General features: G+C 59.8%; 25 protein-coding genes. 15 read left to right on the forward strand and 10 right to left on the reverse strand.

The features are described from left to right. Positions 1-175 precede the first annotated feature (175 nt). The 13 genes from KGB06_RS29590 (at position 176) to KGB06_RS29650 (ending at position 12,763) form a co-directional block, all read left to right on the forward strand. Positions 176-1,447: a glutamate-5-semialdehyde dehydrogenase gene (locus KGB06_RS29590; RefSeq protein ID WP_223521955.1), complete on the forward strand. Its 1,272-nt coding sequence runs from the start codon at positions 176-178 to the stop codon at positions 1,445-1,447. 1 nt (position 1,448) lies between these two features. After that, complete coding sequence (nadD, locus tag KGB06_RS29595) at positions 1,449-2,138, forward strand: nicotinate-nucleotide adenylyltransferase (RefSeq protein ID WP_223521956.1); 690 nt, start codon at positions 1,449-1,451, stop codon at positions 2,136-2,138. A 72-nt stretch (positions 2,139-2,210) separates the two neighbouring features. Beyond that, complete coding sequence (gene rsfS, locus KGB06_RS29600) at positions 2,211-2,705, forward strand: ribosome silencing factor (protein WP_223521957.1); 495 nt, start codon at positions 2,211-2,213, stop codon at positions 2,703-2,705. 9 nt (positions 2,706-2,714) lie between these two features. After that, on the forward strand, positions 2,715-3,182 hold the full coding sequence (rlmH, locus tag KGB06_RS29605; protein WP_007937439.1) for a 23S rRNA (pseudouridine(1915)-N(3))-methyltransferase RlmH: 468 nt from the start codon (positions 2,715-2,717) through the stop codon (positions 3,180-3,182). A 10-nt stretch (positions 3,183-3,192) separates the two neighbouring features. After that, positions 3,193-5,088 carry a penicillin-binding protein 2 gene (gene mrdA / locus KGB06_RS29610; RefSeq protein ID WP_223521961.1) on the forward strand — a complete coding sequence of 632 codons (1,896 nt, stop codon included), beginning with the start codon at positions 3,193-3,195 and terminating at the stop codon, positions 5,086-5,088. Positions 5,089-5,119: 31 nt separating this feature from the next. Then, positions 5,120-6,223 carry a rod shape-determining protein RodA gene (gene rodA, locus KGB06_RS29615; protein ID WP_223522044.1) on the forward strand — a complete coding sequence of 368 codons (1,104 nt, stop codon included), beginning with the start codon at positions 5,120-5,122 and terminating at the stop codon, positions 6,221-6,223. A gap of 17 nt (positions 6,224-6,240) precedes the next feature. Next, positions 6,241-7,251: a lytic murein transglycosylase B gene (gene mltB / locus KGB06_RS29620; RefSeq protein WP_223521963.1), complete on the forward strand. Its 1,011-nt coding sequence runs from the start codon at positions 6,241-6,243 to the stop codon at positions 7,249-7,251. Then, positions 7,251-8,264, forward strand: coding sequence for a septal ring lytic transglycosylase RlpA family protein (locus tag KGB06_RS29625; protein ID WP_223521964.1), 1,014 nt, complete (start codon positions 7,251-7,253; stop codon positions 8,262-8,264). The genes mltB and KGB06_RS29625 overlap by 1 nt, the downstream gene beginning before the upstream one ends. Positions 8,265-8,446: 182 nt before the next feature. Then, positions 8,447-9,604: a D-alanyl-D-alanine carboxypeptidase family protein gene (locus tag KGB06_RS29630; RefSeq protein WP_223521965.1), complete on the forward strand. Its 1,158-nt coding sequence runs from the start codon at positions 8,447-8,449 to the stop codon at positions 9,602-9,604. 83 nt (positions 9,605-9,687) lie between these two features. After that, positions 9,688-9,963, forward strand: coding sequence for a DUF493 domain-containing protein (locus KGB06_RS29635; protein ID WP_223521967.1), 276 nt, complete (start codon positions 9,688-9,690; stop codon positions 9,961-9,963). Then, positions 9,963-10,610, forward strand: coding sequence for a lipoyl(octanoyl) transferase LipB (lipB, locus tag KGB06_RS29640; RefSeq protein ID WP_223521969.1), 648 nt, complete (start codon positions 9,963-9,965; stop codon positions 10,608-10,610). Before KGB06_RS29635 ends, lipB begins: the two co-directional genes overlap by 1 nt. A 1-nt stretch (position 10,611) precedes the next feature. After that, the gene (lipA, locus tag KGB06_RS29645) at positions 10,612-11,637 is read left to right on the forward strand and encodes a lipoyl synthase (RefSeq protein WP_008035102.1); all 1,026 of its coding nucleotides are present in this window, start codon (positions 10,612-10,614) and stop codon (positions 11,635-11,637) included. A 175-nt stretch (positions 11,638-11,812) separates the two neighbouring features. Next, positions 11,813-12,763, forward strand: coding sequence for an LD-carboxypeptidase (locus tag KGB06_RS29650; RefSeq protein WP_223521971.1), 951 nt, complete (start codon positions 11,813-11,815; stop codon positions 12,761-12,763). 270 nt (positions 12,764-13,033) lie between these two features. Here the strand turns inward: KGB06_RS29650 and KGB06_RS29655 are convergent, their stop codons facing one another. From KGB06_RS29655 to leuS, 5 genes are all read right to left on the reverse strand, one after another. Further along, complete coding sequence (locus KGB06_RS29655) at positions 13,034-14,356, reverse strand: lytic murein transglycosylase (RefSeq protein ID WP_223521973.1); 1,323 nt, start codon at positions 14,354-14,356, stop codon at positions 13,034-13,036. A 61-nt stretch (positions 14,357-14,417) separates the two neighbouring features. Then, the gene (arfA, locus tag KGB06_RS29660) at positions 14,418-14,582 is read right to left on the reverse strand and encodes an alternative ribosome rescue factor ArfA (RefSeq protein WP_007946659.1); all 165 of its coding nucleotides are present in this window, start codon (positions 14,580-14,582) and stop codon (positions 14,418-14,420) included. 110 nt (positions 14,583-14,692) lie between these two features. Then, positions 14,693-15,730: a DNA polymerase III subunit delta gene (gene holA / locus KGB06_RS29665; RefSeq protein ID WP_223521975.1), complete on the reverse strand. Its 1,038-nt coding sequence runs from the start codon at positions 15,728-15,730 to the stop codon at positions 14,693-14,695. Positions 15,731-15,769: 39 nt separating this feature from the next. Continuing rightward, positions 15,770-16,375: an LPS assembly lipoprotein LptE gene (gene lptE, locus KGB06_RS29670; protein ID WP_223521977.1), complete on the reverse strand. Its 606-nt coding sequence runs from the start codon at positions 16,373-16,375 to the stop codon at positions 15,770-15,772. Positions 16,376-16,463: 88 nt separating this feature from the next. After that, positions 16,464-19,070, reverse strand: a complete 2,607-nt coding sequence (leuS, locus tag KGB06_RS29675) for a leucine--tRNA ligase (RefSeq protein ID WP_223521979.1) — start codon at positions 19,068-19,070, stop codon at positions 16,464-16,466. A gap of 279 nt (positions 19,071-19,349) precedes the next feature. Here leuS and KGB06_RS29680 point away from each other — a divergent pair, with 279 nt between their 5' ends. Both KGB06_RS29680 and KGB06_RS29685 read left to right on the forward strand, forming a co-directional pair. Next, positions 19,350-19,670: a hypothetical protein gene (locus KGB06_RS29680; RefSeq protein WP_223521981.1), complete on the forward strand. Its 321-nt coding sequence runs from the start codon at positions 19,350-19,352 to the stop codon at positions 19,668-19,670. A 114-nt stretch (positions 19,671-19,784) separates the two neighbouring features. After that, entirely contained in the window at positions 19,785-20,546 is a 762-nt protein-coding gene (locus KGB06_RS29685; RefSeq protein WP_223521983.1) for a YdcF family protein, read from the forward strand. 112 nt (positions 20,547-20,658) lie between these two features. Here the strand turns inward: KGB06_RS29685 and lnt are convergent, their stop codons facing one another. The 5 genes from lnt to miaB all read right to left on the reverse strand — a co-directional run bounded on the left by lnt (position 20,659) and on the right by miaB (position 26,070). Continuing rightward, entirely contained in the window at positions 20,659-22,182 is a 1,524-nt protein-coding gene (gene lnt, locus KGB06_RS29690) for an apolipoprotein N-acyltransferase (protein ID WP_223521985.1), read from the reverse strand. 15 nt (positions 22,183-22,197) lie between these two features. Beyond that, positions 22,198-23,037: an HlyC/CorC family transporter gene (locus KGB06_RS29695; protein WP_223521987.1), complete on the reverse strand. Its 840-nt coding sequence runs from the start codon at positions 23,035-23,037 to the stop codon at positions 22,198-22,200. Between the two features lie 5 nt (positions 23,038-23,042). Next, a complete protein-coding gene (gene ybeY, locus KGB06_RS29700; RefSeq protein ID WP_223521988.1) occupies positions 23,043-23,537 on the reverse strand; it encodes an rRNA maturation RNase YbeY in 495 nt (164 codons plus the stop codon). Next, the gene (locus KGB06_RS29705) at positions 23,530-24,534 is read right to left on the reverse strand and encodes a PhoH family protein (protein ID WP_223521989.1); all 1,005 of its coding nucleotides are present in this window, start codon (positions 24,532-24,534) and stop codon (positions 23,530-23,532) included. Before KGB06_RS29705 ends, ybeY begins: the two co-directional genes overlap by 8 nt. 207 nt (positions 24,535-24,741) lie before the next feature. After that, positions 24,742-26,070: a tRNA (N6-isopentenyl adenosine(37)-C2)-methylthiotransferase MiaB gene (gene miaB / locus KGB06_RS29710; RefSeq protein ID WP_033049358.1), complete on the reverse strand. Its 1,329-nt coding sequence runs from the start codon at positions 26,068-26,070 to the stop codon at positions 24,742-24,744. Between the last annotated feature and the right edge of the window lie 36 nt (positions 26,071-26,106).

Consider the following 26,106-nt stretch of genomic DNA (forward strand, 5'->3'; position numbering starts at 1 on the left):
TGAGCGGCGTTTATCAGGGCTTATAGAGCGGTGATGATAACAATTTGCAGCTTAATCACGGCTGAACGTCGGCAAATTGCCCTCGATTTCGACCATCCGCCCGTCACCGCTGTTAGTCGGGAGTCGCGACAGCTATAATCTGCCGCTTTCCTCTTTGCCAAGACCACCGCAGACAATGACTGAGTCCGTTCTTGACTACATGACCCGCCTGGGTCGCGCTGCCCGCGAAGCTTCTCGCGTCATCGGCTGCGCCAGCACCGCGCAGAAAAACCGCGCCTTGCAGGCTGCTGCCAATGCGCTGGACGCTGCACGCGCCGAGTTGACGGCGGCCAACGAACTGGATTTGGCCGCTGGTCGCGCCAATGGTCTTGAGCCGGCCCTGCTGGAGCGTCTGGCGCTGACCCCGGAACGCATCGACGGCATGATCGTCGGCCTGCGCCAGGTGGCCGCATTGCCGGACCCGGTCGGCGCTATTCGCGACATGAGCTTCCGCCCGTCGGGCATTCAGGTCGGTAAAATGCGCGTGCCGCTGGGCGTGATCGGGATCATCTACGAATCCCGTCCCAACGTGACCATCGATGCCGCCAGCCTGTGCCTCAAGTCTGGCAATGCAACCATTCTGCGTGGCGGCTCCGAAGCGATCCATTCCAATCGCGCCATCGCCGCCTGCATCCAGCGCGGTCTGGCCGAAGCCGAACTGCCAGCCGCCGTGGTTCAAGTGGTCGAAACCACCGATCGTGCCGCCGTTGGCGCACTGATCACCATGCCGGAATACGTCGACGTCATCGTGCCCCGTGGTGGCCGTGGCCTGATTGAACGCGTCAGCCGTGACGCCCGCGTGCCGGTGATCAAACACCTGGACGGCATCTGCCACGTTTACGTGAGTGAACATGCCGATCTGGCGAAAGCCCAGCGCATCGCGTTCAACGCCAAGACGTACCGTTATGGCATCTGCGGCGCCATGGAAACGCTGCTGGTGGATCAAGCCGTTGCCAAAGATTTCCTGCCATCGATGGCTGCCCAGTTCCGCGAAAAAGGCGTCGAGCTGCGAGGTTGCGAGCGCACGCGCGCGATTATCGATGCTGTAGCGGCCACCGAAGAAGACTGGACCACCGAATACCTGGCGCCGATTCTGTCGATCCGCGTAGTCGACGGGCTGGACCAGGCGATCGAGCATATTAATAAGCACGGCTCCCATCACACCGACTCGATTGTCAGCGAAAACCTCGCTGACACACGGCGTTTTGTCGCGCAGGTCGATTCGTCGTCGGTGATGATCAACACCCCGACGTGCTTCGCCGATGGCTTCGAATACGGATTGGGTGCCGAGATTGGCATTTCTACTGATAAGCTGCACGCCCGCGGCCCGGTGGGTCTCGAAGGTTTGACCTGCGAGAAGTACATCGTGGTCGGTGATGGCCAGTTGCGCGGCCAGGCGTCGGTCTGACTTGGGCGACCTCGACCCGACAGTCCCAGCCACCGCAAGCGAGCCTCAACCTCGCCGGATTGGCATGCTGGGCGGTACGTTCGACCCGGTGCACATCGGCCATCTGCGCGGTGCGCTGGAAGTCGCCGAATCGCTGGCGCTCGATGAGTTGCGTCTGACACCCAGTGCCAGACCGCCGCATCGTGGTACGCCGCAGGTGTCGGCCAAAGACCGCCTGGCGATGGTCGAATGCGCGGTGGCCGGTGTGGCGCCGTTGGTGGTGGACGCCCGCGAATTGCAGCGGGACAAACCGTCCTACACTATCGATACCCTGGAGCTGATGCGCGCCGAACTGGCCGCCCAGACCCAGGTTTTTCTACTTTTGGGCTGGGACGCATTTTGCGGCCTGCCCACTTGGCACCGCTGGGAAGAGTTGCTCCAGCATTGCCACATCCTGGTGCTGCAACGCCCGGATGCCGACAGCGAACCGCCGGATGCCTTGCGCAACCTGCTGGCAGCGCGCTCGGTGAGCGACCCGCTGGCCCTCAAAGGGCCGAGCGGACAGATTGCATTCGTCTGGCAGACACCGCTCGCGGTATCCGCCACCCAGATCCGTCAACTGCTGGCCAGCGGTAAGTCGGTACGTTTCCTGGTGCCCGACGCGGTCCTGGCCTACATCGATGCGCACGGACTTTACCGTGCGTCGAACTGAAAAGAGGCGCGCTTCAAGGCACGTGAACACGTGTATCGAAGCCCCCGAACATACGAGCAAAACGAGTTTTATATGACGAACAAAGACGTAACTAAAGTAAAGCGCAAAGGCACATTCAAAAGCGCCCCACTGCCAGTAGTAGCACCGACCGGCCCGGAGCTGGCCGGTGAAGAACTGGTCAAGGTTGCCGTTGCGGCCCTGGAAGACGTCAAGGCCCAGGACATTCAGGTGATCGACGTTCGTGAAAAGCAGAGCATCACTGACTTCATGATCATCGCTACCGGTACGTCCAACCGCCAGATCGGCGCGATGCTGGACAAGGTTCGCGAAGCCGTCAAAGCCCAGGGCGTCAAGCCATTGGGTGAAGAAGGCAAGGGCGACAGCGACTGGGTTCTGCTGGACATGGATGATGTCATCGTGCACATGATGACCGCCTCGGCTCGCCAGTTCTACGACCTGGAGCGTCTGTGGTCCGGCGCTGAACAGAGCCGTGCCCTGAACGCGGCTCACCACAGCCCGGAAAATACCCACGAGCATTTCATCAAGCTCAACAAAGACCAGCAATAAGGGCCCGCTGTGCGACTGCGACTGATCGCCGTCGGTTCACGGATGCCCAAGTGGGTGGAAGAAGGCTGGCATGAATATGCCAAGCGTCTTCCGTCCGAGCTGGCGCTGGAACTGGTGGAAATACCGCTCAATACCCGTGGCAAGAACGCCGACGTGGCGCGCTTCATCCGTCAGGAAGGCGAAGCCATGCTGGCCAAGGTCGGGCCGAATGAGCGTGTTGTCACCCTCGAAGTCCACGGCAAGCCCTGGAGCACTGAGCAGTTGGCGGTCGAACTCGATCGCTGGCGCCTGGACTCGCGCACGGTGAATTTCATGGTCGGCGGCCCCGAAGGGCTGGCGCCGGAAGTCTGTGCCCGAGCCGATCAGCGCTGGTCATTGTCGCCGTTGACGTTGCCGCACCCGCTGGTGCGAATCCTGATCGGCGAACAGCTGTATCGTGCCTGGACAGTCTTGTCCGGCCACCCTTACCACAAGTAGTTCTGCCCTCATGTCTCAGCCGATCCGTATCAAGGACCACGAAAAAGACGCCCGTCTGGTGCGTGGTCGCGTCGTGTTCGGTGCAATTGCGGTAGTAGCGCTGATTTGTGTGCTGATTGCGCGGCTGTATTTCCTGCAGGTGATCCAGTACGAGTACCACTCGACCCTGTCGGAAAACAACCGCGTCCATGTGCAGCCGATTCCACCCACCCGTGGGCTGATCTTCGACCGTAATGGCGTGGTGGTGGCAGATAACCGGCCCAGCTTCAGCCTGAGCATGACCCGCGAGCGCTCCGGCGACTGGCAGCAAGTGCTCGATGTGATTGTCGAAGTGCTGGAGCTGACACCCGAGGACCGGGTGATCTTCGAGAAACGCATGCGTCAGGGGCGTCGGCCATTCGAGCCGGTGCCAATTCTGTTCGAGCTGACCGAAGAACAGATCGCCCGGATCGCCGTGAACCAGTTCCGCCTGCCGGGCGTGGAAGTGGTCGCGCAGCTGGTTCGTCACTATCCGCAGGGCGCGCACTTTGCGCACTCGGTGGGTTACATGGGGCGAATCAACGAGAAAGAGCTCAAGTCACTGGATCCTGTGAGTTACAGCGGCACCCATCAAATTGGCAAAACCGGCATCGAACGTTTCTACGAGCCGGAATTGCACGGTCAGGTCGGTTACGAAGAAGTCGAAACCAACGCTCGGGGCCGCGTATTGCGTGTGCTCAAGCGTACCGAGCCGATTTCCGGCAAGGACATCGTCCTGAGCCTGGACATCAAATTGCAGGAAGCGGCCGAAGCGGCACTGGGCGGTCGTCGTGGTGCCGTCGTGGCGCTGGACCCGAAAACCGGCGAAGTGCTGGCGATGGTCAGCCAGCCGAGTTTCGACCCGAACCTGTTCGTCACGGGCATCAGTTCCAAGGCCTATTCCGAACTGCGCGACTCCATCGACCGGCCGCTGTTCAACCGCGTGCTGCGTGGTCTGTACCCACCGGGTTCGACCATCAAGCCGGCGGTGGCGATTGCCGGCCTGGATTCGGGAGTGGTCACCGCGTCGACCCGCGTGTTCGACCCCGGTTATTACCAACTGCCCAATTACGATCACAAATACCGTAACTGGAACCGTACCGGCGATGGTTACGTGGATCTGGACACGGCGATCATGCGGTCCAACGACACCTACTTCTATGACTTGGCTCACAAGCTGGGGATCGATCGTTTGTCGGCGTATCTGGGTAAATTCGGCATCGGCCAAAAGGTCTCGCTGGACATGTTCGAAGAATCGCCGGGCCTGATGCCGTCCCGCGAGTGGAAACGTGCGACCCGTCGCCAGGCCTGGTTCCCGGGCGAAACCCTGATCCTGGGGATCGGTCAGGGCTATATGCAGTCCACGCCGCTGCAACTGGCCCAGGCCACGGCACTGGTGGCCAACAAAGGTGTGTGGAACCGTCCGCACCTGGCCAAGACGGTCGAAGGTGAGAAGCCCAAGGATGAAAATCCGATGCCGAATATCGTTCTGCGCGATCCGTCGGACTGGACCAAGGTCAACCACGGTATGCAACAGGTGATGCACGGCGCTCGCGGTACGGCGCGCAAGGCCTCGATTGGCGCGCAATACCGGATCGCCGGGAAAAGTGGTACGGCCCAGGTGGTCGCGATCAAGCAGGGCGAGAAGTACGACCGCTCCAAGGTTCAGGAACGTCACCGCGACCACGCCTTGTTTGTCGGCTTTGCGCCGGCCGACAACCCGCAAATCGTGGTGTCGGTGATGGTCGAGAACGGCGAGTCCGGTTCCGGGGTCGCCGCGCCAGTGGTGCGTCAAATCATGGATGCCTGGCTCCTGGACCAGGACGGCCATCTCAAAGCCGAGTACGCCAGCCCTATCAGTGCGGAGGTTACGGCCCATGATGAATAATTTTGATCGCATGCTCTCAAGCGAAGATGTGATGCGTCGCCGCGCGACGCTGTTGCAACGCCTGCACATCGATGGGCCGTTGCTCATTTTGTTGCTGACCCTCGCCGCCGGCAGCCTGTTCGTGCTGTATTCGGCCAGCGGCAAGAGCTGGGACCTGCTGGCCAAGCAAGCCACTTCGTTTGGTATTGGCCTGGTGTCGATGGTCGTCATCGCGCAGTTCGAGCCGCGTTTCATGGCGCGGTGGGTGCCGGTCGGTTATGTGCTCGGTGTGCTGTTGCTGGTGGTGGTGGACGTCATGGGCCACAACGCCATGGGCGCCACGCGCTGGATCAACATCCCCGGCGTGATCCGCTTCCAGCCCTCGGAATTCATGAAGATCCTGATGCCGGCGACCATCGCCTGGTATTTGTCCAAGCGCACCTTGCCGCCGCAGCTTAAGCACGTTGCGGTCAGTCTATTTCTGATTGGCTTGCCATTTATCTTGATCGTGCGTCAGCCGGACCTGGGGACATCGCTACTGATCCTCGCGGGTGGCGCGTTCGTCTTGTTCATGGGGGGCTTGCGCTGGCGCTGGATCATCAGCGTGCTGGCGGCTGCCGTGCCGGTGGCCGTGGCGATGTGGTTTTTCATCATGCATGACTATCAGAAGCAGCGAATCCTGACGTTCCTCGACCCGGAGAGCGATCCGTTGGGGACTGGCTGGAACATCATTCAGTCGAAAGCCGCCATCGGTTCCGGTGGTGTGTTTGGCAAGGGCTGGCTGCTGGGCACCCAGTCGCACCTGGACTTCCTGCCGGAAAGCCATACCGACTTCATTATTGCGGTATTGGGCGAAGAGTTCGGCCTGGTCGGCATTTGCGCGTTGCTGTTGATTTACCTGCTGTTGATCGGTCGCGGGCTGGTGATTACTGCTCAGGCCCAGACATTGTTCGGCAAATTGCTCGCGGGCAGTTTGACCATGACGTTTTTTGTTTATGTTTTCGTCAACATCGGTATGGTCAGTGGCCTGTTGCCGGTGGTGGGGGTGCCGTTGCCGTTCATTAGCTACGGAGGAACTTCGCTGGTAACGCTGCTGTCAGCGTTTGGGGTTTTGATGTCGATCCATACCCATCGTAAGTGGATCGCACAGGTTTGAATAAGGTGAAGATTTCAATGCAAGTAATGCGTGGCTGGGTGACTCGATACGCGCCATGGGTCGGCCTGGTAAGCATCCTTGGCACAACGCAGCACGCGTTGGCCGGCGAGTACGAAGGCTCACCCCAGGTGGCTGAATTCGTCGGTGAAATGACCCGCGATTACGGTTTCGCCGGTGAACAGCTGATGGGCGTGTTCCGCGAAGCCGAGCGCAAGCAGTCGATCCTGGACGCGATCTCGAAACCCGCCGAACGGGTCAAACAATGGAACGAATACCGCCCGATGTTCATCACCGATGCGCGTATCGCCCGTGGTGTGGACTTCTGGCGTCAGCACGAAGCGGTGCTGGCGCGTGCCGAGCAGGAATACGGTGTGCCGGCGCAGGTGATCGTCTCGATCATTGGCGTAGAAACCTTTTTCGGCCGCAATACCGGCAATTACCGGGTGATCGACGCATTGTCGACCCTGGGCTTCGACTATCCTCCCCGCGCTGAATTCTTCCGTAAGGAATTGCGTGAGTTCTTGCTGCTGGCCCGGGAAGAGCAGGTCGATCCGTTGACCCTCAAGGGCTCCTACGCAGGTGCCATGGGATTGCCGCAGTTCATGCCGAGCAGTTTTCGCGCGTATGCGGTGGACTTCGACGGTGACGGTCACATTAATATCTGGACCAATCCCGACGATGCCATTGGTAGTGTCGCCAGTTACTTCAAGCGTCACGGTTGGGTCGCCGGCGAACCGGTGGTCAGCCGCGCCGATGTCCGTGGCGAGCAGGTGGACGACGGTTTGACCACAGGCATCGAGCCGACTAAAACCGCAGGGGAGTTGCGGGCTCTGGGGTGGTCAAGTCATGATGCGCTGCGCGATGATATGCCGGTTACGGCTTTCCGCCTGGAAGGTGACAATGGCCCCGAATACTGGATGGGCCTGCAGAATTTTTATGCGATCACGCGTTATAACCGCAGCGTGATGTACGCCATGGCCGTACATCAACTGTCTGAACAGCTGGTCCAAGCACGGGGCGTCAAGTAATGCGGGCATTGCCTATGAATAAACCCCTGAAGTTCATGGCTTTCGCCGCGTTGGCGGTGCTGCTCGCCAGTTGCTCGACCAGTCGCGCACCCGCTCAGAAATCCTCGTCCACTGCCGTGCGCCCGGCGCCGGGGCTGGACATCAACCGCGCCCACAAAGATGGCGCGCCGTGGTGGGATGTTGACGTATCACGCATCCCGGATGCCACGCCGACCCTGCACTCCGGCCCTTATAAGGCCAACCCGTACACGGTTCTGGGCAAGACCTACTTCCCGCTGCAAGAATCCAAGACTTACGTCGCCTCGGGCACGGCGTCCTGGTATGGCACCAAGTTCCACGGCCAGAACACCGCCAATGGCGAGGTCTACGACCTGTATGGCATGAGTGCCGCGCACAAGACGTTGCCACTGCCGAGTTACGTCCGGGTGACCAACCTGGACAACAACAAGAGCGTGATCCTGCGGGTCAACGACCGTGGGCCTTTTTATTCGGACCGTATCATCGACTTGTCCTATGCCGCCGCCAAAAAGCTCGGTTATGCCGAAACCGGCACGGCGCGGGTCAAGGTCGAGGGTATCGACCCGCAACAGTGGTGGGCCCAAAAAGGCCGCCCAGCGCCTTTGATGCTCAACGAGCCGAAAGTCGCGCAAAATAGCGCCCCGGTGATTACGGCTTCGGCCGGTACCGTCGAGCAATGGACGCCTCCGGCGCAGCAACACGCTGCGGCCGTCGTGCCTGTTCAGCTGGATGCAAAAAAAAACGCTTCTGTACCAGCCTCTGGCCAGTATCTGCAGGTGGGCGCGTTCGCCAACCCGGACGCTGCAGAACTCCTGAGATCGAAGCTCAGCGGGATGGTGAGCGCCCCGGTGTTCATCAGCTCGATCGTGCGCAACCAACAGACACTGCATCGGGTGCGCCTGGGGCCGATAGGCTCTCCGGGTGAAATCCAGCAAGTGCAGAACAGCGTGCGCATGGCTAATCTCGGTTCGCCGAGCGTGGTCACCGCCGAGTAATACGTAGTACTTGATTGACGGTTCACTTGCGGTTTAAGGGGGTGAACCTGGTTGTTGGCTCGTTAAAGAACAAAAGCCCGGCAAGGGTTCTGAGTGAACAACTGAACACGCGACAGCTCGTTAGAAAGCTGTCTGATTAGTTTTGCCCCTGGGCAGTTTCCATTAGCGATTTCGAGAGACGGATGAACATCACCACCTTTGCCAAACGCCTGTTCCTGTTAGTCCCGCTGCTCCTCTCACCGGCTGCGTTCGCGCTCGAGGTGATGCCAGCTCCACCACAACTGGCCGCCAAAGCCTACGTGCTCATGGATGCCAGCAGCGGCAACGTGCTGGTCGAGAACAATGGTGACCAGCGTCTGCCGCCAGCCAGCCTGACCAAGCTGATGACCGCGTACATCGCGACCCTGGAAATCCGTCGTGGCCAGATCGGCGAAAACGACCCGGTGACCGTCAGCGAAAATGCCTGGCGTACCGGCGGTTCGCGGATGTTCATCAAGGTGGGCTCGCAGGTGACTGTCAGCGACCTGCTGCACGGCATCATCATTCAGTCGGGTAACGACGCCAGTGTTGCGCTCTCCGAGCACATCGCCGGCAGCGAAGACGCCTTCGCCGACGTGATGAACAAAACCGTGGCCGATCTGGGCATGACCAACACCCACTTCATGAACCCGACCGGTCTGCCGAACCCGGAGCACTATTCGTCGGCTCATGACATGGCCGTACTGGCTCGCGCAATCATCCACGAAGACCCGGCTCACTACGCGATCTACTCGCAGAAAGAGTTCTTCTGGAACGGCATCAAGCAACCTAACCGCAACCTGTTGCTGTGGCGCGACAAGACCGTCGATGGTCTGAAAACCGGTCACACCGACGAAGCCGGCTACTGCATGGTGTCTTCGGCTGTACGTGATGGCATGCGTCTGATCGCCGTGGTGTTCGGCACGAGCAGCGAAGTGGCTCGCGCCGCCGAAACCCAGAAGCTGCTGACTTACGGTTTCCGCTTCTTCGAAACCCAGACCTTCTATCAGAAAGGCGCCGAGCTGGCTCAGGCCCCTGTCTGGAAAGGCGCGACCAATCAAGTCAAGGCCGGCCTGGCTGAAGACCTGACCATGACCCTGCCAAAAGGCCAGCTGAAAAAGCTCGCTGCCAGCATGACCATGAACCCGCAGCTGATTGCGCCAATCGCCAAGGGCGACGTGATCGGTAAAGTCGAAGTGAAGCTGGAAGACAAGGTGGTGCACAGCGCCGACCTGATCGCCCTGGACGCTGTCGAGGAGGGTGGTATCTTCCGCCGTATGTGGGATAGCATCCGTCTATTCTTCTACAGCATGTTCAACTGATAGTGTGCTCCTGCAAGGCCCCGTGCTGATCCGGCGCGGGGCTTTGTTGTCGCCACGGCTTACGCTTACGAGGCCGTTACGCCATGACCGATACCGAAGTAAAGGCACCAAAGATCGAATTCCCTGCCACTGATTACCCGGTTAAGGTGATCAGCGACACGGGCGTGGGTAACAAGGACAAGATCATCAATATCGTCAGAAAACACGCCACCATCAACGATGAGCGTGTTGACGAGCGCCAAAGCAGCAACGGCAAATACACCACCATCCAATTACACATCGTCGCCACCGACCAGGACCAGCTGTACAACATCAACAGCGAACTGCGGGCTACCGGCTTCGTGCACATGGTGTTGTGATGTCTGGCACGCTGGGCTTTCGTGAGCTCGGCCAGATGGCTTACGAGCCGGTCTGGCACGCCATGCAACGCTTCACCAACGAACGCGGCAGCGACGCCGCCGACGAGATCTGGCTGGTCGAGCACCCGCCAGTGTTCACCCAAGGTCAGGCCGGCAAGGCCGAGCACCTGTTGCTGCCGGGGGATATTCCGGTGGTACAGGTCGACCGTGGTGGTCAGGTAACCTATCACGGGCCTGGCCAACTGGTGGCCTATCTGCTGCTGGATGTGCGCAAGCTGGGGTTTGGCGTGCGTGACCTGGTCACCCGCATGGAACTCTGCCTGATCGAACTGTTGGCAAGTTACGGCGTCACTGCCGCCGCCAAGCCAGACGCGCCGGGTGTCTACGTCAACGGGGCGAAAATCGCTTCCCTGGGTCTGCGGATCCGCCATGGTTGTTCCTTTCATGGCTTGGCCCTGAACGTGGACATGGACCTGGAACCGTTTCGACGGATTAATCCCTGCGGATACGCCGGGCTGGCGATGACCCAGCTGAGCGATCACGCAGGATCGATTGAATTTGCCGAGGTAAGTGCCCGGCTGCGCGCGCAGCTCGTCAAACACCTCGACTATGCTGAGCAGACGACCCTAACGGGCGGAATCGACTGATATGACTACTGATGCAGTGCAAACCATGATCCCGACGCTTGATGTTACCGAGCGTCCGGCCCCGCGTGCCAAGGTTGAAGCCGGCGTCAAGCTGCGCGGCGCCGAGAAGGTTGCACGTATCCCGGTGAAGATCATTCCGACCACCGAACTGCCGAAGAAACCCGACTGGATTCGCGTCCGCATCCCGGTATCCCCGGAAGTCGACCGCATCAAGGCCCTGCTGCGCAAACACAAGTTGCACAGCGTGTGCGAGGAAGCGTCCTGCCCGAACCTGGGCGAGTGTTTCTCCGGCGGCACCGCGACGTTCATGATCATGGGCGACATCTGCACCCGTCGCTGCCCGTTCTGCGACGTCGGCCACGGCCGTCCGAAACCACTGGACGTCAACGAGCCAGAAAGCCTGGCCATCGCCATCGCCGACCTGAAGCTCAAATACGTAGTGATCACCTCGGTAGACCGCGACGACCTGCGTGACGGCGGTGCCCAGCACTTTGCCGACTGCATCCGCGAGATCCGCAAGCTGTCGCCGAACGTACAGCTCGAAACCCTGGTCCCGGATTACCGTGGCCGTATGGACGTGGCGCTGGAAATCACCGCTGCCGAGCCACCAGATGTGTTCAACCACAACCTGGAAACCGTGCCGCGCCTGTACAAGGCTGCGCGTCCGGGTTCGGATTACCAGTGGTCGCTGACCCTTCTGCAGCGCTTCAAGCAGATGATGCCGCACATTCCGACCAAGTCCGGCCTGATGCTGGGCCTGGGCGAAACCGACGAAGAAGTCATCGAAGTCATGAAGCGCATGCGCGAACATGACATCGACATGCTGACCCTGGGCCAGTACCTGCAACCGTCCCGCAGCCACTTGCCGGTGCAGCGTTTTGTGCACCCGGACACCTTCGCCTGGTTTGCCGAGGAAGGTTACAAGATGGGCTTCAAGAACGTCGCGTCCGGCCCGTTGGTACGCTCCTCGTACCATGCCGATGAGCAGGCGAAGTTGGTCAAAGCTGAGCTGATATCGTCCTTGTAATTTGGCGGTGACATAAAAGGCGCCCGCATGGCTTTTCAGGCCTTGCGGGCGTTTTTTTGCCTGGCCTACGCCAGCCAGTGTTTTTTCCTGCAACCTGCGGGCGACTGACCCTCTTCTGTTTGTCCCCGTTCCTGACTACTGTGTGCTGAAGATTTTCGCGCAGGGAGATTCATGGATGACCGTTCGACCGACCCACACGCTGTATCCGCATAAACCTGTTCCGGCCTTGCCGTCGGAAGGGCTGATCGGCGTGATTGCCCCCGCCGGTCCCGCCGGGCTGGACACTGACAAAGCTATCGCCTGGATGCGCGCTCGCGGCTATGCGTTGCGGGTGTTTCCCGGGGTGTATGAACAGGATGGGTATCTGGCCGGCAGTGACGAGGTGCGGCTCAATGATCTGCACGCGGCGTTCGCTGACACAGAAGTCGATGCGATTATCTGCCTGCGTGGCGGTTACGGCACACCGCGTTTGCTCGACCGAATTGATTTCGAACTGCTGCAAAACAACGCCAAACCGTTCATCGGCTACAGCGACATCACGGCGCTGCACTTGGCGATCAGCCGTTATGCCGGTTTTGTGACCTTTCATGGCCCGCTGCTCAATGCCGATTTGCTGGGCGACAAGCAGAAGCCTACCGAGTCGTCGTTTTTCAACATGCTCAGAGGGCAGGTGAAGGCCGGCAGCGTACTTTCGCACCCGGTAGCCTGGCCGTTGACCACGATCGAGCCCGGTATCGCTCACGGGCGTTTGCTGGGTGGCAACCTGTCGATGATTGCCGCGACCATGGGCACGCCGTACGAGCTGGACGCCGAGGGCGTCATCTTGCTGATCGAGGACGTCAACGAGCCGCTGTATCGCATTGACCGGCTACTGACCCATCTGCGGCTGGCTGGCGCGCTGGGCAAGCTTCGTGGGGTTTTGGTGGGGGATGTGGCAGGGGTCGATGCAGCAGCGCTGGAGCAATTGCTAAAACAGACCTTCGAGCCGTTACGGATACCGGTACTGGCCGGGTGGCGTAGTGGTCATTGTGATCCGAACCTGACGTTGCCGATGGGGGCGTTGGTTCGATTGGATGCGGGGAAGAAGGAGTTGGTGTTGGAGCAGGATGTGGTGGTCAGGCGGTAAGCCCTTTAGCGTCTGATAGTCAGCTATCGCGGGCAAGCCCTAATGCCGATCAGTTAAGGCGCAAAACCTGTGGGAGCGAGCCTGCTCGCGATGGCGGATTGTCAGGCAACGCAAATGTTGACTGTGCCACCGTCATCGCGAGCAGGCTCGCTCCCACAAAGATTGCGGCGTTCAATGCCTTAACTGATCGGCATTAGGGCAAGCCCGCTCCCACACTAGATCTGTAAACGACACAAAATCTGTGGGAGCGAGGCTTGCCCGCGATGCTTTTTAGCGGCTACGCAGTCCTTCCAGCAACTTGTGCGTCGGATACCCATCCGCCGGCCAGCCAAACGACTGTTGTGCACTGCGAATCGCCTTGCGCGTGTTGGCGCCAATGATTCCGTCAGGGATGCCCGCGTCGTAGTTCTGGGCACTCAGCAGGCTTTGCAGTTCCATGCGCTCGGTGCGGCTCAACGGCAAATCATCTTTGGGCCAGCTGCCGCTGATCAGTCCTGCACCGTCGAAGCGTTCGGACAACAAACTCACGGCCAACGCATAAGACGAAGAGTTGTTGTACTTGAGAATCGCGCGGAAGTTGTCGAGGACCAGGAACGCAGGGCCACGATAACCGGCTGGCAGCAACAGGGCAGCGGAGAGGTGTTCCGAGCCTGGCGGAACCTGAGCCCCTGGGGGCAGTGAAACGCCCAGCTGCTGCCACTCGGCGACGCTTTTGCGAATCGTGCCATCGGCCAAAACGTAGTTGAAACTGCTTGGCAGTCGTACTTCAAAGCCCCACGGCTGGCCTTTCTGCCAGCCGGAGCTTTGCAAGTAGTGCGCAGTCGAGGCCAATGCGTCGGCGGGGCTGTCCCAGATGTCGCGGCGGCCATCGCCGTCGAAATCCACGGCGTGGGTGTTGTAAGTGGTCGGGATGAACTGGGTCTGGCCCATGGCGCCGGCCCAGGAACCGAGCATTTTCTCGGGTGTGATGTCGCCTTGTTGCAGAATTTGCAGGGCGGCGATCAGTTGATCGTGCGCAAAGCCCGGGCGCCGGCCTTCGTACGCCAGGGTCGCCAGCGAGTTGATGACCGACTTGCTGCCCTGGAATTGGCCGAAGTTACTCTCCATGCCCCACACCGACACCAGTGCCTGGCGGTCGACGCCATAACGCTGTTCGATGCTTTGCAGGATGGTGGCGTTTTCGCTGATCAGCGCTTGGCCTTTACGTACTCGCAGTGGAGAAACGGCGCCATCGAGGTATTCCCACACCGGGCGGGAAAATTCCGGCTGGCTGCGATCGGCACGGATCACGCTGGGGTCGAAGCTGACATCGGCAAAGGCGCGGTCGAACAGATCGGCGCGGATACCGGCGGCCAGTGCGTCTTTGCGGAAACCCGCTTGCCATTCGGCGAACGACTGGGTGGGCTGGATGTCGGGGGTTTCACCCGTCGGCACCGCGGGCGGATAGACCGCAGGAGCTGTCGCGACAGGAAGGGTTTTGAGCGGCTGGGCGTCGGCGGCAGTCGGTTTTTCCGCGCAGGCGACAAGCAAAATGAGGCTGGAGGCAGCTATCAGTTGGCGAACGGGCCAACGACGGGAAAGACAAAGGGGCATGCACAAGTCCAGGGCAATCGATTCAAGTGCAGACCTTAACATGTAGAAGGGGTGTTCTGCTTTACGCAGCCAGAAAGTAAGAAGCCTCCCAGCTATTAGACTGGAAGGCTTCGCGGCGGTAGCTGCCTTTGCCCTTGCCGGCTCGTTCCTGACGGCTGCGGAACAGTGGCTGGGCGATGATGGATTTGGCCTTGTTGGGGCCATGCGTTGATGGCTTTTTACTCATGATGATTTCTCGCAAGTGAGGGGATTTTGCGGGGCAAATCATCGGCCGAAGTTGTGGTTCTGTCTAGTCCCCACATTGTGTAGGACCTTTCGCTGATCACAGGGGAGTGTTTACTCGGAAGGCAAAGTCAGGCGCTGACCGGCCATCAACAGCGACAATCGACTGAGGCTCATCCACGGCGAACCGGCTGCCTGCCCTTTGATCTGTGCGTCGATCCGTTGCGCCTCCAGCAGCAATTGTGCCCAGCGTTGCGCCGAGTAGCGTTGCAGCGCCTTGCTCATCAGCGGCTTGCGCTTGTCCCAGATCGGCGGTCGGGCCGAGCTGAACGCCTTATCCAGCGGCACGCCCTGACTGTATTGCAGCGACAGGTTAGCCAGCAGGCGCAGTTCCCGGGCCAGCGCCCAGAGAATCACCGGTGGTTCGACACCTTCACCGCGCAGCCCTTCCAGCATGCGTAGCGCGTGGGCCGCTTCACCGTTGAGGATGGCATCGGTCAGGCCAAATACGTCGAAACGTGCACTGTCGGCTACGGCAGCCTGTACGGTTTCGACTGTGATCTGCCCACTTTCGGCCATCAATTTGAGCTTTTCGATTTCTTGCGCGGCGGCGAGCAGGTTGCCCTCGACGCGGGCTGCAATCAGTTCGACCGCGTCCTGGCTGGCCGACAACCCTGCCTGAGACAGGCGCTGGCGGATCCAGCTTGGCAACTGGTTGGCATCCACCGGCCAGATCTGCACGAACTGAGTCTGCTGACCTTCGATCAGCGCCTTGCCCCACTTGGTTTTCTGCGCACTGGCGTCGAGCTTGGGCAGGCTGATCAGCAATATCGTGTCTTCGGCCGGGCGTGAGCAGTACTCGATGAACGCGGCGGCGCCTTTGTCGCCGGGTTTGCCGGACGGCAGGCGCAGTTCCAGCAGGCGTTTTTCGGCAAACAGGGACATGCTTGCCCCCGCCTGCAACAACGTTCCCCAGTCGAAACTGGCGTCGGCGGCGAAGACCTGACGTTCGTCGAAGCCCTGTTGGCGCGCGGCCGCGCGAATGGCATCGGCCGCTTCCTGGCACAGCAGCGGGTCATCGCCACTGATGATATAGACCGGCGCGAGGGCACCTTGCAGGTGTTTACCGAGTTGGGCGGGGGCAAGTTTCATAAGAGAGGCCAAACGGGGCGCCGGAACGCCCCGAAAGTTTTACTGCTGAGGGATCTGGACAGGCGACTGGCGCGGAGTATTCGCTTCAGCCTTCTGTGCGGCTTCCAGCGCCTGGGCTTCGGCCTTGGCCTTGGCTTCTGCGGTCTGTTGCAGTTGGTCCAGTTGCGCCGGGGTGATCTGTTGCAGGCGCAGCATCATGCGTTGAACCAGCTCGCGACGGCTTTCGTTGCGAGCGCCGCTCGCTTCCTGATCCGAACCCAACAGGTTGTTGCCGTCGTGAACGTAGGTCTTCTGCACTTCGAGCTTGTCGCTCATCAGCGGCAGGTTATGTGCCCCACGAATGTCGTAGTTCAACACGGTGATCAGTTCATATTCGCCGGTACCGCCACCGCCTGTGTAACTGAGGACGCGCTGGTTGTTCTGCTCATTGGTCAGCACCAATTTGTAAGGTGCGCCGGCGTAGACCTTGACGCCACTGCTTTCCAGCGCCTGACGCAGCATCACCACGGTTTCGCCGTAGGCGTTGCGGGCGCTCAGGTCGATTTCCGTAATCGCCAGTTCGGTGGTGCCGGTGCCGCGCAGCTGGAAACCGCAGGCGCTCAACAGGACCGCAAGGCCCATCACCAGCAGATTGCGTTTGATCATTTTGTTGCTCCCCTTGAAACCATGTGGGCCGATCTGGCGGCCCGAAAGGTTTTACTCGGCGCCGGGCATGGCCCGGCGCCTGGTCCAATTAGCTGGCGACGATATTGACCAGTTTCCCGGGCACGACGATCACTTTGCGAATAGTCAGGCCGTCGACAAAGCGCAGCACGTTTTCGTTGGCCCGCGCGGCGGCTTCGACTTCTTCACGTGTCGCGCTGGCCGGCATTTCGATCTGGCCGCGCAGTTTGCCGTTGACCTGGATCACCAGTGTCAGGCTGTCCTGCACCAGCGCGCTGTCGTCCAGCACTGGCCAACCGGCGTCGATCACAGGCTCAGAGTGACCCAGTTGATTCCACAGCTCGTGGCAGATGTGCGGGGTGATCGGAGCCAGCAGCAGAGTCACGGTTTCCAGACCTTCGTGAACCAGTGCGCGATCCTGTTCGGTGCCTTGGGCCGCTTTTTCCAGCACGTTCATCAGCGTCATCACCTGGGCGATGGCGGTGTTGAATTTGTGGTTCTGGCCGACGTCATGGCTGGCCTGCTTGATGGCCTGGTGGATCGAACGGCGAATGGCTTTCTGCTCGTCGTTCAGGCTGGCGACGTCCAGTTTGCCCGGCAGGCCCTGAGTGACGTGCGCTTGAGCCAGGCGCCAGACGCGCTTGAGGAAGCGGTGCGAACCTTCTACTCCGGAGTCGGACCATTCGGCGCTCATGTCCGGTGGCGAGGCGAACATCATGAACAGGCGGCAGGTGTCTGCGCCGAACTGGTCAATCATCGACTGTGGGTCAACGCCGTTGTTCTTGGACTTGGCCATCTTCTCGGTGCCACCGATTTCCACCGGCAGGCCGTCTGCGATCAGCTTGGCGCTGATTACCTTGGCCTTGCTGTCGCGTTCGAGTTCGACGTCCGCCGGGTTGAACCACGTGTAGGCACCGTTGGCTTCGCGACGATAGTAAGTCTCGGCGATTACCATGCCTTGGGTCAGCAGGTTCTTGAATGGCTCATTGGAGCTCACAAGGCCTTCGTCGCGCATCAGCTTGTGGAAGAAGCGTGCATAGAGCAGGTGAAGAATTGCGTGTTCGATGCCGCCAATGTACTGATCCACCGGCAACCAATGGTCGGCCGCGGATTTTTCCACCAGGCCACCTTGGTAGTTTGGCGAGGCGTAACGGGCGTAGTACCACGAGGACTCGACGAAGGTGTCCATGGTGTCGGTTTCACGCTTGGCAGGCTGACCGCATTTCGGGCAGCTGCACTCGTAGAACTCCGGCATGCGTGCCAGTGGCGAACCGGCACCATCGGGCACGACGTCTTCTGGCAGCACAACAGGCAGTTGGTCTTCCGGGACCGGCACATCGCCGCAGGTGTTGCAGTGGATGATCGGGATCGGGCAGCCCCAGTAGCGCTGACGGCTGATGCCCCAGTCGCGCAGGCGGAACTGGGTACGCGAAGCACCGAGGTTTTTCTTGATCAGCGCGACTTCGATCGCATCGAACGCGCCGGCGAAATCGAGGCCGTCGAATTCACCGGAATTGATCAGCGTGCCGTGCTCGCCATAAGCGTCCTGCCACGGCGCCGGGTTGGTGTCGCCTGCGCTTGTACGCACCACGGACTTGATCGGCAGGTTGTACTTGGTGGCGAACTCGAAATCACGTTCGTCGTGAGCCGGTACGGCCATGACCGCGCCATCGCCGTAGTGCATCAGCACGTAATTGGCGACCCACACCGGGAGTTTCTCGCCGGTCAGCGGGTGCTCGACGAACAACGTGGTCGGCAGACCTTTTTTCTCTTGAGTGGCGACGTCGGCTTCAGCGACGCTGCCGCCCTTGCATTCAGCGATGAACGCTTGCAGCTCTGGATTGTTCTGCGCGGCCAGGGTGGCCAAATGGTGTTCGGCGGCCACGGCAACGTAGGTGGCGCCCATCAGGGTGTCCGGACGGGTGGTGAACACTTTAAGCGCGCCGGCTTCGCCGATGGAATCGACGTTGTACGGGAACTGCACTTCCATGCCACGAGACTTGCCGATCCAGTTGCGCTGCATGGTCTTGACCTGTTCAGGCCAGCCAGTCAGTTCGTCGAGGCTCTCCAGCAGCTCATCCGCATAAGCGGTGATCTTGAAGTAGTACATCGGGATTTCGCGCTTTTCGATCAGCGCGCCGGAACGCCAGCCGCGACCGTCGATCACCTGTTCGTTGGCCAGGACGGTCTGGTCGACCGGGTCCCAGTTCACGGTGCCGCTTTTTTTGTAGATCACACCTTTTTCGAACAGGCGAGTGAACAGCCATTGTTCCCAGCGGTAGTAATCCGGCTTGCAGGTGGTCACTTCGCGGGACCAGTCCACCGCCAGGCCCAGGCTGCGCAGCTGGGTTTTCATGTAGGCAATGTTTTCGTAGGTCCACTTGGCGGGCGCTACGTTGTTCTTCATCGCGGCGTTTTCCGCCGGCATGCCGAAGGCGTCCCAACCCATGGGTTGCAGAACGTTCTTGCCTTGCATGCGCTGGTAGCGGGAGATCACGTCGCCGATGGTGTAGTTACGCACGTGCCCCATGTGTAGCTTGCCGCTGGGGTAAGGGAACATCGACAGGCAGTAGAACGTCTCCTTGCCTGGCTGTTCACTGACTTCAAAGGACTTTTGCTCATCCCAGAATGACTGGGCGGCGGCTTCGATTTCACGGGGCTGATATTGTTCGTGCATGGCTACTTTTGAACTGAATAGGGGTGGCCTAATCCTCTTCAATGCAACGCTGGGCGGTGATCACGCCAAATCGGCGTTTTGGTGCCCAGACGAGCTGGAAGTGGAGTTACAGGAAGCGCCGTAGCATACATGACCGCACTCTACCGAGGGAAACCCTGATTACTGTCGCGCGTCTTGTAAAAACCGCTGCGAGGGCCGTTGGTCGCAGCGCTCAGCCGGTTTGTTCATGGAAGCTAAGCTCTAAATGGGGAGCAAGTCATATCTTCAATGAGGTGAGGGATGGTTGAGTCACGGCAAAAAGCTACAAAACCGGAGCTGTACGAAAGACTGATTGATCGTCTGGGCATGGCTCTGGACGTTGCAAAAACTGCTGGTCGGCTGCGCGATGAGCGTCCCCTTGAGCTGGAACTGCGTGGTCTTAGTCCCGCAGAGTTTGAATTGGTCAAAGCCTATCTGGATCGCAGTGAACGGGAAACACGTGGATGCTTGTCAGCAGCAGTGCAGCAACTCGACGCACCACGTTCGGCCAAAATCATCTGGCTCAAGGATAAAGTACCTGGCAGGGATGCGGTAAAGGTCCGGTCTCTGCAATTCAAGTAAGGGTGCTTGAGCCATTGGCCCCTTCTTTTGACACATTCCAAAGCGTAGTCCTTCCATATTTGTTGTCGCTTTGCGTCAACCCACTTAGGCTTCGGGCATCTCTGGAGATGCTCGATGCCTTTTCGATATTTCGTGAAACAACTTCTGTTGCCGCCCGGCCTTCTTTTGCTGTTGCTGGTTCTTGCGTGGTGGTTGCGCCGCTCAAGGCCAAGGCTTGCGGGTGTGTGCTTTGTCTTGGGTTGCGGGGGCTTCTGGCTGATGAGTTTGCCCGTGGTGGTGCAGTGGAGCGCTAAAGCGCTTGAACGCGAACCGCCGCTGGCACGCGACGAGTGGGCGACGCTGGGTCAGCGCGCGGACGCCATCGTGGTGTTGGGTTCCGGGCGTGAACGCGGCGACCTGGCCTGGGGCGCCGACCAGCCGACTGGCGTAGGGTTGGAGCGCGAGCGATATGCGGCGCGTCTGGCCAAGGCTTCTGGTTTGCCGGTTCTGACCAGCGGTGGTTTGCACTACGGCACGCCACCCACCGAAGCGAAGTTGATGGCGGACTCGCTGCTCGATGATTTCGGCGTGACAGTACGCTGGCAGGAAGGGCGCAGCCGTACGACGTGGGAGAACGCGCAGTTCAGTGCCGAAGTGTTATTGCCTCAGGGCATCAAGCGGGTCGTGGTCGTGACTCAGGCCTGGCACATGCCGCGGTCTGTCTGGAGTTTCCAGAAGGCAGGATTTGAAGTGGTGCCCGCGCCGGTAGGATTTTTAGGTGTGGATAATGCCCGACCGCTGGGCGGCTGGATGCCGGAATTCAAATCGATCTGGCAGTCCGGGCTATTGATGAATGAGGCGGTGGGGCAGATCGGGTATTCGCTTTTCTATCGCTGAAGATTAAAAGATCGCAGCCTCGTTTCACTCGACAGCTCCTACAGAGTACGCAATCCCCTGTAGGAGCTGTCGAGTGAAACGAGGCTGCGATTTTTTTCAGGCGCAGCGATACTTAAACAATCTTGGCCATCCGGCTGGCAATCAACGCCCAGCCAAACAACAGCACGCAAACTATGATCAGCGGCCACGAGCGCCATTGCAGGTAAGGCGTCAGGTTGTGCATCGGCACGACTTCGCCGTACAGGATGCCGCGTTCGAACTGCGGGATCTGCGCGGTAATCTGGCCAAACGGGTTAATCAGGCCGGACACGCCGTTGTTGGTGGCGCGGATCATCCAGCGGCCCGCCTCAAGCGCGCGCATCTGCGCCATCTGCAAATGTTGCAGTGGACCGATGGAGGTGCCGAACCAGGTGTCATTGCTGATGGTCAGCAGCAAGTCACTGCGGGCCGCGAGGCTGGCGGCGAATTCCGGGTAGACCACTTCGTAGCAGATGAATGGCGCAATCTGATAACCCTTGGCCTGCAACATCGGCTGATCGGCCGGTCCTCGCGCGAAGTCGGACATTGGCAGGTCGAAGAATGCGATCAGCCCGCGCAGTACATCCTGCAACGGTACGTATTCGCCAAACGGCACCAGTTTCTGCTTGAGGTAAGTGCCTTCGCCTTCACCGACGACAGTAATGCCGTTGAAGAAGCGTTTCTCGTGGTGCACTTCCTGACGGATCGGTATGCCAGTAATCAGCGCCGAATTACGCTCGGCGGCGAAGTTACCCATCATGTTCAGGTAGCTCTCGGCGGACTCCTTGAGTACCGGCACGGCGGTTTCCGGCCAGATCAACAGGTCGACGCGTTTGGAGCGAAAGCTCATGTCACGGTACAGCCCCAATTGCGCATTGAGCTGCGCCGGGTCCCACTTCATGCTTTGTTCGATGTTGCCTTGAATCGCTGCGACGCTTAACGGCGGGCCCGCCGGGCTGGTCCAGGCGTGTTCTTTCAGTGCCATGCCGGCCACCCATGGGCCAATCAGCAGCAACGCGCCGACCGTGATAAACCCTTTGCGCCCGGTGCGTACCAGGCGCAATGCGTTGTAGATCAGCGCGGCCGTCAGGGCGAGGGTGAAGGAAATCAGCCACATCCCGCCCACGGGGGCGAGCCCGGCCAATGGGCCATCAAGCTGGCTGTAACCGGAATAGAGCCATGGGAAACCAGTGAGGAACCAGCCACGAAACGCTTCCTGGCCAACCCACAGCGCCGCAAATGCCAAGGCATCCGCCAGTGGCGCTTCATTGCGACGCAACCAGCGCGCCCAAATCCAGGCGGGCAGGGCGAAGAACCAGGCAATCGCCGCCGTGAAGATCAGCATCAGGAAACCGGCCAGCAGCACCGAAGCACCACCGAAATGGTGAATGCTGTAGTAGATCCAGCTGGTGCCGGCGCCAAACAGACCGAAACCGAAACACCAGCCACGGCCCAGGGCCTGACGTGGGCTCAGTTCGCGTAAACCGGCGTAAAAGAAACCGACTGCCAGCAATGCCAACGGCCAGATATCGAACGGCGCCAAGGCCAGAGTGGTGAGTGCACCGGCCGCCACGGCCAGCAGGTTACCGGGCCAGCCGGGGCGGGTTATCCAGCGCATTTCTATCCTTAGTTTTTACCGAGCTATAGGCGTCAGGCGAAGCAAGTGAATCCGACGGCTGTCGGCGTTCAGAATGCGGAAACGATAAGGGCCGATTTCAGTGATTTCGTTGCGTTTTGGCAAGTGCCCGAACGCGCTCATCACCAGGCCGCCGACCGTATCAAATTCATCGTCGGAAAATTCGCTGTCGAAGAACTCGTTGAAGTTTTCGATCGGCGTCAGGGCCTTGATCAGGAAATCACCGCTGGGCAGCGGCTTGATGTAGCTGTCTTCCTCGACGTCGTGCTCGTCTTCGATGTCGCCGACGATTTGTTCCAGCACGTCTTCGATGGTCACCAGCCCAGCCACGCCGCCGTACTCGTCAATGACGATGGCCATGTGGTTGTGGTTGGCGCGAAATTCACGCAGCAGCACATTCAGGCGCTTGGACTCGGGCACGAAGGTGGCCGGGCGCAGCAGGTCCTTGATGTTGAAGCGGTCGCCATTCTCCTTGAGGATCAACGGCAGCAAGTCCTTGGCCAGCAACACACCCATCACGTCATCGTGGCTTTCGCCGATGACCGGGTAGCGGGAGTGGGCCGAGTCAACCACGGCGGGCAGGAACTCGCGAGGGGTCTGGGTCGCCTTGATGCTGACCATTTGCGAGCGCGGGACCATGATGTCCCGTACTTGCAGGTCCGCAACCTGGATGGCGCCTTCGACGATGGCCAGCGCTTCGCTGTCCAACAGTTTGTTCTGGTGTGCATCGCGCAGGAGCTCCAGCAGCTCCTGACGGTTTTTCGGCTCGTGGGCAAAAGCCTGGGTGAGCTTACCCAGCCAAGACTTCTGCCCGTTGCTCGATCGATCTTCGCTCATAGCGATTACTCTGAATCCTTTGTTGTAACGATAGGGGATGTTTCGGTTTCGTCGTCCGCGTACGGGTCCGGATAACCCAATTCTGCAAGCAACGTTCGTTCCAGTGCTTCCATTTCTTCGGCTTCGTCGTCATCTATATGGTCGTAACCCAGCAGATGCAAGCAGCCGTGAATGACCAGATGTGCCCAATGGGCCTTCAGTTCCTTGCCTTGTTCGGCCGCTTCGCGCTCAACCACGGCCACGCAGATCACCAGATCGCCCAGCAGCGGGATATCCAGAAACTCGTCGGGTACATCGGCGGGGAACGATAGAACGTTAGTGGCGTAATCCTTTTGCCGCCAGGTGTGATTCAGTTCGCGGCCTTCTGCTTCGTCGACCAGGCGAATGGTCATCTCCGAATCGGCAGTGCGTTGGCGCAAGGCCAGTTCGCACCATTGGCGGAACTCGGCTTCAGTGGGGGCGGACGCTTGTGTCGCCAGTTGCAGATCAAGCTCAAGCATCGCGGCGGTGGTCCTTGGGGGCTTCTTCGGCCACGCGGTTCTCGAAGCGCTCGTAGGCTTCGACGATGCGCTGCACCAGTGGATGGCGCACAACGTCCTTGGGCATGAAATGGGTGAAGCTGATGCCCGGCACGTCTTTGAGCACCTCGATCACATGGTGCAGCCCTGACTTGGTGCCTTTCGGCAAGTCGACCTGGGTAATATCACCGGTGATGACCGCTGTGGAGCCAAAGCCGATACGGGTCAGGAACATCTTCATCTGCTCGACGGTGGTGTTCTGGCTTTCGTCGAGGATGATGAAACTGTTGTTCAGCGTGCGACCGCGCATGTAAGCCAGCGGCGCGACTTCGATGACCTGGCGTTCGATCAGCTTGGCGACGTGTTCGAAGCCGAGCATTTCGTAGAGGGCGTCGTAGAGCGGGCGCAGGTACGGGTCGATCTTCTGCGACAAGTCGCCGGGCAGGAAGCCGAGCTTCTCGCCAGCTTCAACCGCCGGGCGAACCAGCAGGATGCGGCGAATCTGCTCACGCTCCAGCGCGTCTACCGCGCAGGCAACGGCCAGATAGGTTTTGCCAGTACCGGCAGGGCCGATGCCGAAGTTGATGTCGTTGCCGAGAATTTCCTTCACGTAACGCAGCTGATTCAAGCCGCGAGGGCGAATCATGCCTTTTTTGGTGCGCAGCGCTACGGAGGGTTCTGACGGGGACACATTGTCCAGCTCTTCGACGGCCGATTCCTGCAGGAACAGGTGAACCATGTCCGGCGACAGGTCGGTACCTTTGGTTTCCCGGTACAGGCGGCGCAGGAGGTTTTCCGCGGAGGTGGTGTGTTTGGGCTCGCCGATCAATTCGAACTGGTTTCCGCGGTTACGGATCTCGATGGTCAGGCGCTGTTCGATCAAGCGCAAATGCTCGTCGAATTGCCCGCACAGATTGGCGAAGCGGCGAGCCTCAAAGGGCTCGAGGATGAAACGATGCGGTTCTATGGGTGCGTTCAAGGTCGTATTTAGCCGCCCTGGGGCAATTAAGATGAAATCAAGGATAACGCCAGTGGGCTGGGTGCGAAAGCTCTTAAATATCCCAACCTCAAACACCATCTCTGTAGGAGCCGAGCTTGCTCGCGATGGCTGCCTGGCATTCAACATGATTGTCGTCTGACCTGGCGTCATCGCGAGCAAGCTCGGCTCCTACAGTGATGTGTGGTGTTATTGAATGAGCGAGCCCCGCAGCGAGTGCGGTTGTGCGGCATCAATGTGGACGTCGGCAAACTGGCCGATCAAGGTCGGATTGTCGCAGCGGAAATTGACGATGCGGTTATTCTCGGTCCGGCCTTGTAGCTCGCCAGGGTCTTTTTTCGAATAATCGGTGACCAGAATCCGCTGGATCGAGCCGACCATTTGTCGGCTGATCTCGAAGCCTTGCTGGTTCAGGCGATGTTGCAGGGCGTTCAGCCGTTCTTTTTTCAGCTCTTCGGGCGTTTCATCGGCCAGGTCGGCAGCCGGAGTGCCTGGGCGCTGGCTGTAGACGAATGAATAGGAAAAGTCGAAGCCGACGTCTTCAATCAACTTCATGGTCTGTTCGAAGTCTTTCTCGGTTTCACCCGGGAAGCCGACGATGAAGTCCGAACTGATGCAGATCCCCGGCACGGCGGCCCGCAATTTGCGCAGTTTGGATTTGTATTCCAGCGCGGTGTGGTTGCGTTTCATCGCCGAGAGAATTCGGTCTGAACCCGACTGCACCGGCAGGTGCAAGTGTTTCACCAGTTCCGGCACATCGGCGTGGGCCTGGATCAGGCTGTCGGAGAATTCCAGCGGGTGCGACGTGGTGTAGCGAATCCGGTCGATGCCGTCGACAGCGGCCACAACGCGGATCAGTTCGGCCAGATCAGCCAAGCGCCCGTCGTGCGTAGTGCCGCGATACCCGTTGACGTTCTGACCCAGCAGCGTCACTTCGCGCACGCCGTTTTCGGCCAGGTGAATGATCTCGGCAATCACGTCGTCGAACGGGCGGCTGACTTCTTCGCCACGGGTGTAGGGCACCACACAGAAGGTGCAGTACTTGCTGCAACCTTCCATGACCGACACGTAGGCACTCGGGCCATCGATGCGCGGCTCGGGCAAATGGTCGAATTTTTCGATTTCCGGGAACGAGACGTCGACTTGCGGCAATTTGGTGGCGCGTGCGGCGTCGATCATTTCCGGCAGGCGGTGCAGGGTTTGCGGGCCGAAGACCACATCCACGTACGGCGCGCGATCACGAATGGCGGCGCCTTCCTGACTGGCCACGCAACCGCCGACGGCGATCACCATGTCCGGGTTGGCGAGTTTCAGTTCGCGCCAGCGGCCGAGCTGGGAGTACACCCGGTCCTGGGCGCGCTCGCGAATCGAGCATGTGTTGAGCAGGATCACGTCGGCGTCTTCAGCGCGAGCGGTGACTTCCAGGGCCTGGTGTTCACCCAGCAAGTCGACCATGCGCGAGCTGTCGTACTCGTTCATCTGGCAACCGTGGGTTTCGATGTAAAGCTTCTTGGCCATGGATACAGTCATCACGTGATTCAAAGAACCGCGCAT

The sequence above is a fragment of the Pseudomonas sp. GL-B-19 genome, from assembly GCF_019956415.1.
Taxonomy (GTDB): Bacteria; Pseudomonadota; Gammaproteobacteria; order Pseudomonadales; family Pseudomonadaceae; genus Aquipseudomonas.

Excerpts from the sequence above, each read along its gene's own strand:
- KGB06_RS29680 (WP_223521981.1), top strand. The coding sequence starts at position 19,350 with ATGGTTGAGTCACGGCAAAAAGCTACAAAACCGGAGCTGTACGAAAGA.
- rsfS (WP_223521957.1), top strand. The coding sequence starts at position 2,211 with ATGACGAACAAAGACGTAACTAAAGTAAAGCGCAAAGGCACATTCAAA.
- arfA (WP_007946659.1), bottom strand. The coding sequence starts at position 14,582 with ATGAGTAAAAAGCCATCAACGCATGGCCCCAACAAGGCCAAATCCATC.
- KGB06_RS29655 (WP_223521973.1), bottom strand. The coding sequence starts at position 14,356 with ATGCCCCTTTGTCTTTCCCGTCGTTGGCCCGTTCGCCAACTGATAGCT.
- miaB (WP_033049358.1), bottom strand. The coding sequence starts at position 26,070 with ATGGCCAAGAAGCTTTACATCGAAACCCACGGTTGCCAGATGAACGAG.
- mltB (WP_223521963.1), top strand. The coding sequence starts at position 6,241 with ATGCAAGTAATGCGTGGCTGGGTGACTCGATACGCGCCATGGGTCGGC.
- KGB06_RS29685 (WP_223521983.1), top strand. The coding sequence starts at position 19,785 with ATGCCTTTTCGATATTTCGTGAAACAACTTCTGTTGCCGCCCGGCCTT.
- mrdA (WP_223521961.1), top strand. The coding sequence starts at position 3,193 with ATGTCTCAGCCGATCCGTATCAAGGACCACGAAAAAGACGCCCGTCTG.
- lipA (WP_008035102.1), top strand. The coding sequence starts at position 10,612 with ATGACTACTGATGCAGTGCAAACCATGATCCCGACGCTTGATGTTACC.
- KGB06_RS29650 (WP_223521971.1), top strand. The coding sequence starts at position 11,813 with ATGACCGTTCGACCGACCCACACGCTGTATCCGCATAAACCTGTTCCG.
- KGB06_RS29635 (WP_223521967.1), top strand. The coding sequence starts at position 9,688 with ATGACCGATACCGAAGTAAAGGCACCAAAGATCGAATTCCCTGCCACT.
- leuS (WP_223521979.1), bottom strand. The coding sequence starts at position 19,070 with ATGCACGAACAATATCAGCCCCGTGAAATCGAAGCCGCCGCCCAGTCA.
- KGB06_RS29590 (WP_223521955.1), top strand. The coding sequence starts at position 176 with ATGACTGAGTCCGTTCTTGACTACATGACCCGCCTGGGTCGCGCTGCC.
- ybeY (WP_223521988.1), bottom strand. The coding sequence starts at position 23,537 with ATGCTTGAGCTTGATCTGCAACTGGCGACACAAGCGTCCGCCCCCACT.
- holA (WP_223521975.1), bottom strand. The coding sequence starts at position 15,730 with ATGAAACTTGCCCCCGCCCAACTCGGTAAACACCTGCAAGGTGCCCTC.
- KGB06_RS29625 (WP_223521964.1), top strand. The coding sequence starts at position 7,251 with ATGCGGGCATTGCCTATGAATAAACCCCTGAAGTTCATGGCTTTCGCC.
- KGB06_RS29630 (WP_223521965.1), top strand. The coding sequence starts at position 8,447 with ATGAACATCACCACCTTTGCCAAACGCCTGTTCCTGTTAGTCCCGCTG.
- lnt (WP_223521985.1), bottom strand. The coding sequence starts at position 22,182 with ATGCGCTGGATAACCCGCCCCGGCTGGCCCGGTAACCTGCTGGCCGTG.
- rodA (WP_223522044.1), top strand. The coding sequence starts at position 5,120 with ATGCGTCGCCGCGCGACGCTGTTGCAACGCCTGCACATCGATGGGCCG.
- lipB (WP_223521969.1), top strand. The coding sequence starts at position 9,963 with ATGTCTGGCACGCTGGGCTTTCGTGAGCTCGGCCAGATGGCTTACGAG.
- KGB06_RS29695 (WP_223521987.1), bottom strand. The coding sequence starts at position 23,037 with ATGAGCGAAGATCGATCGAGCAACGGGCAGAAGTCTTGGCTGGGTAAG.
- lptE (WP_223521977.1), bottom strand. The coding sequence starts at position 16,375 with ATGATCAAACGCAATCTGCTGGTGATGGGCCTTGCGGTCCTGTTGAGC.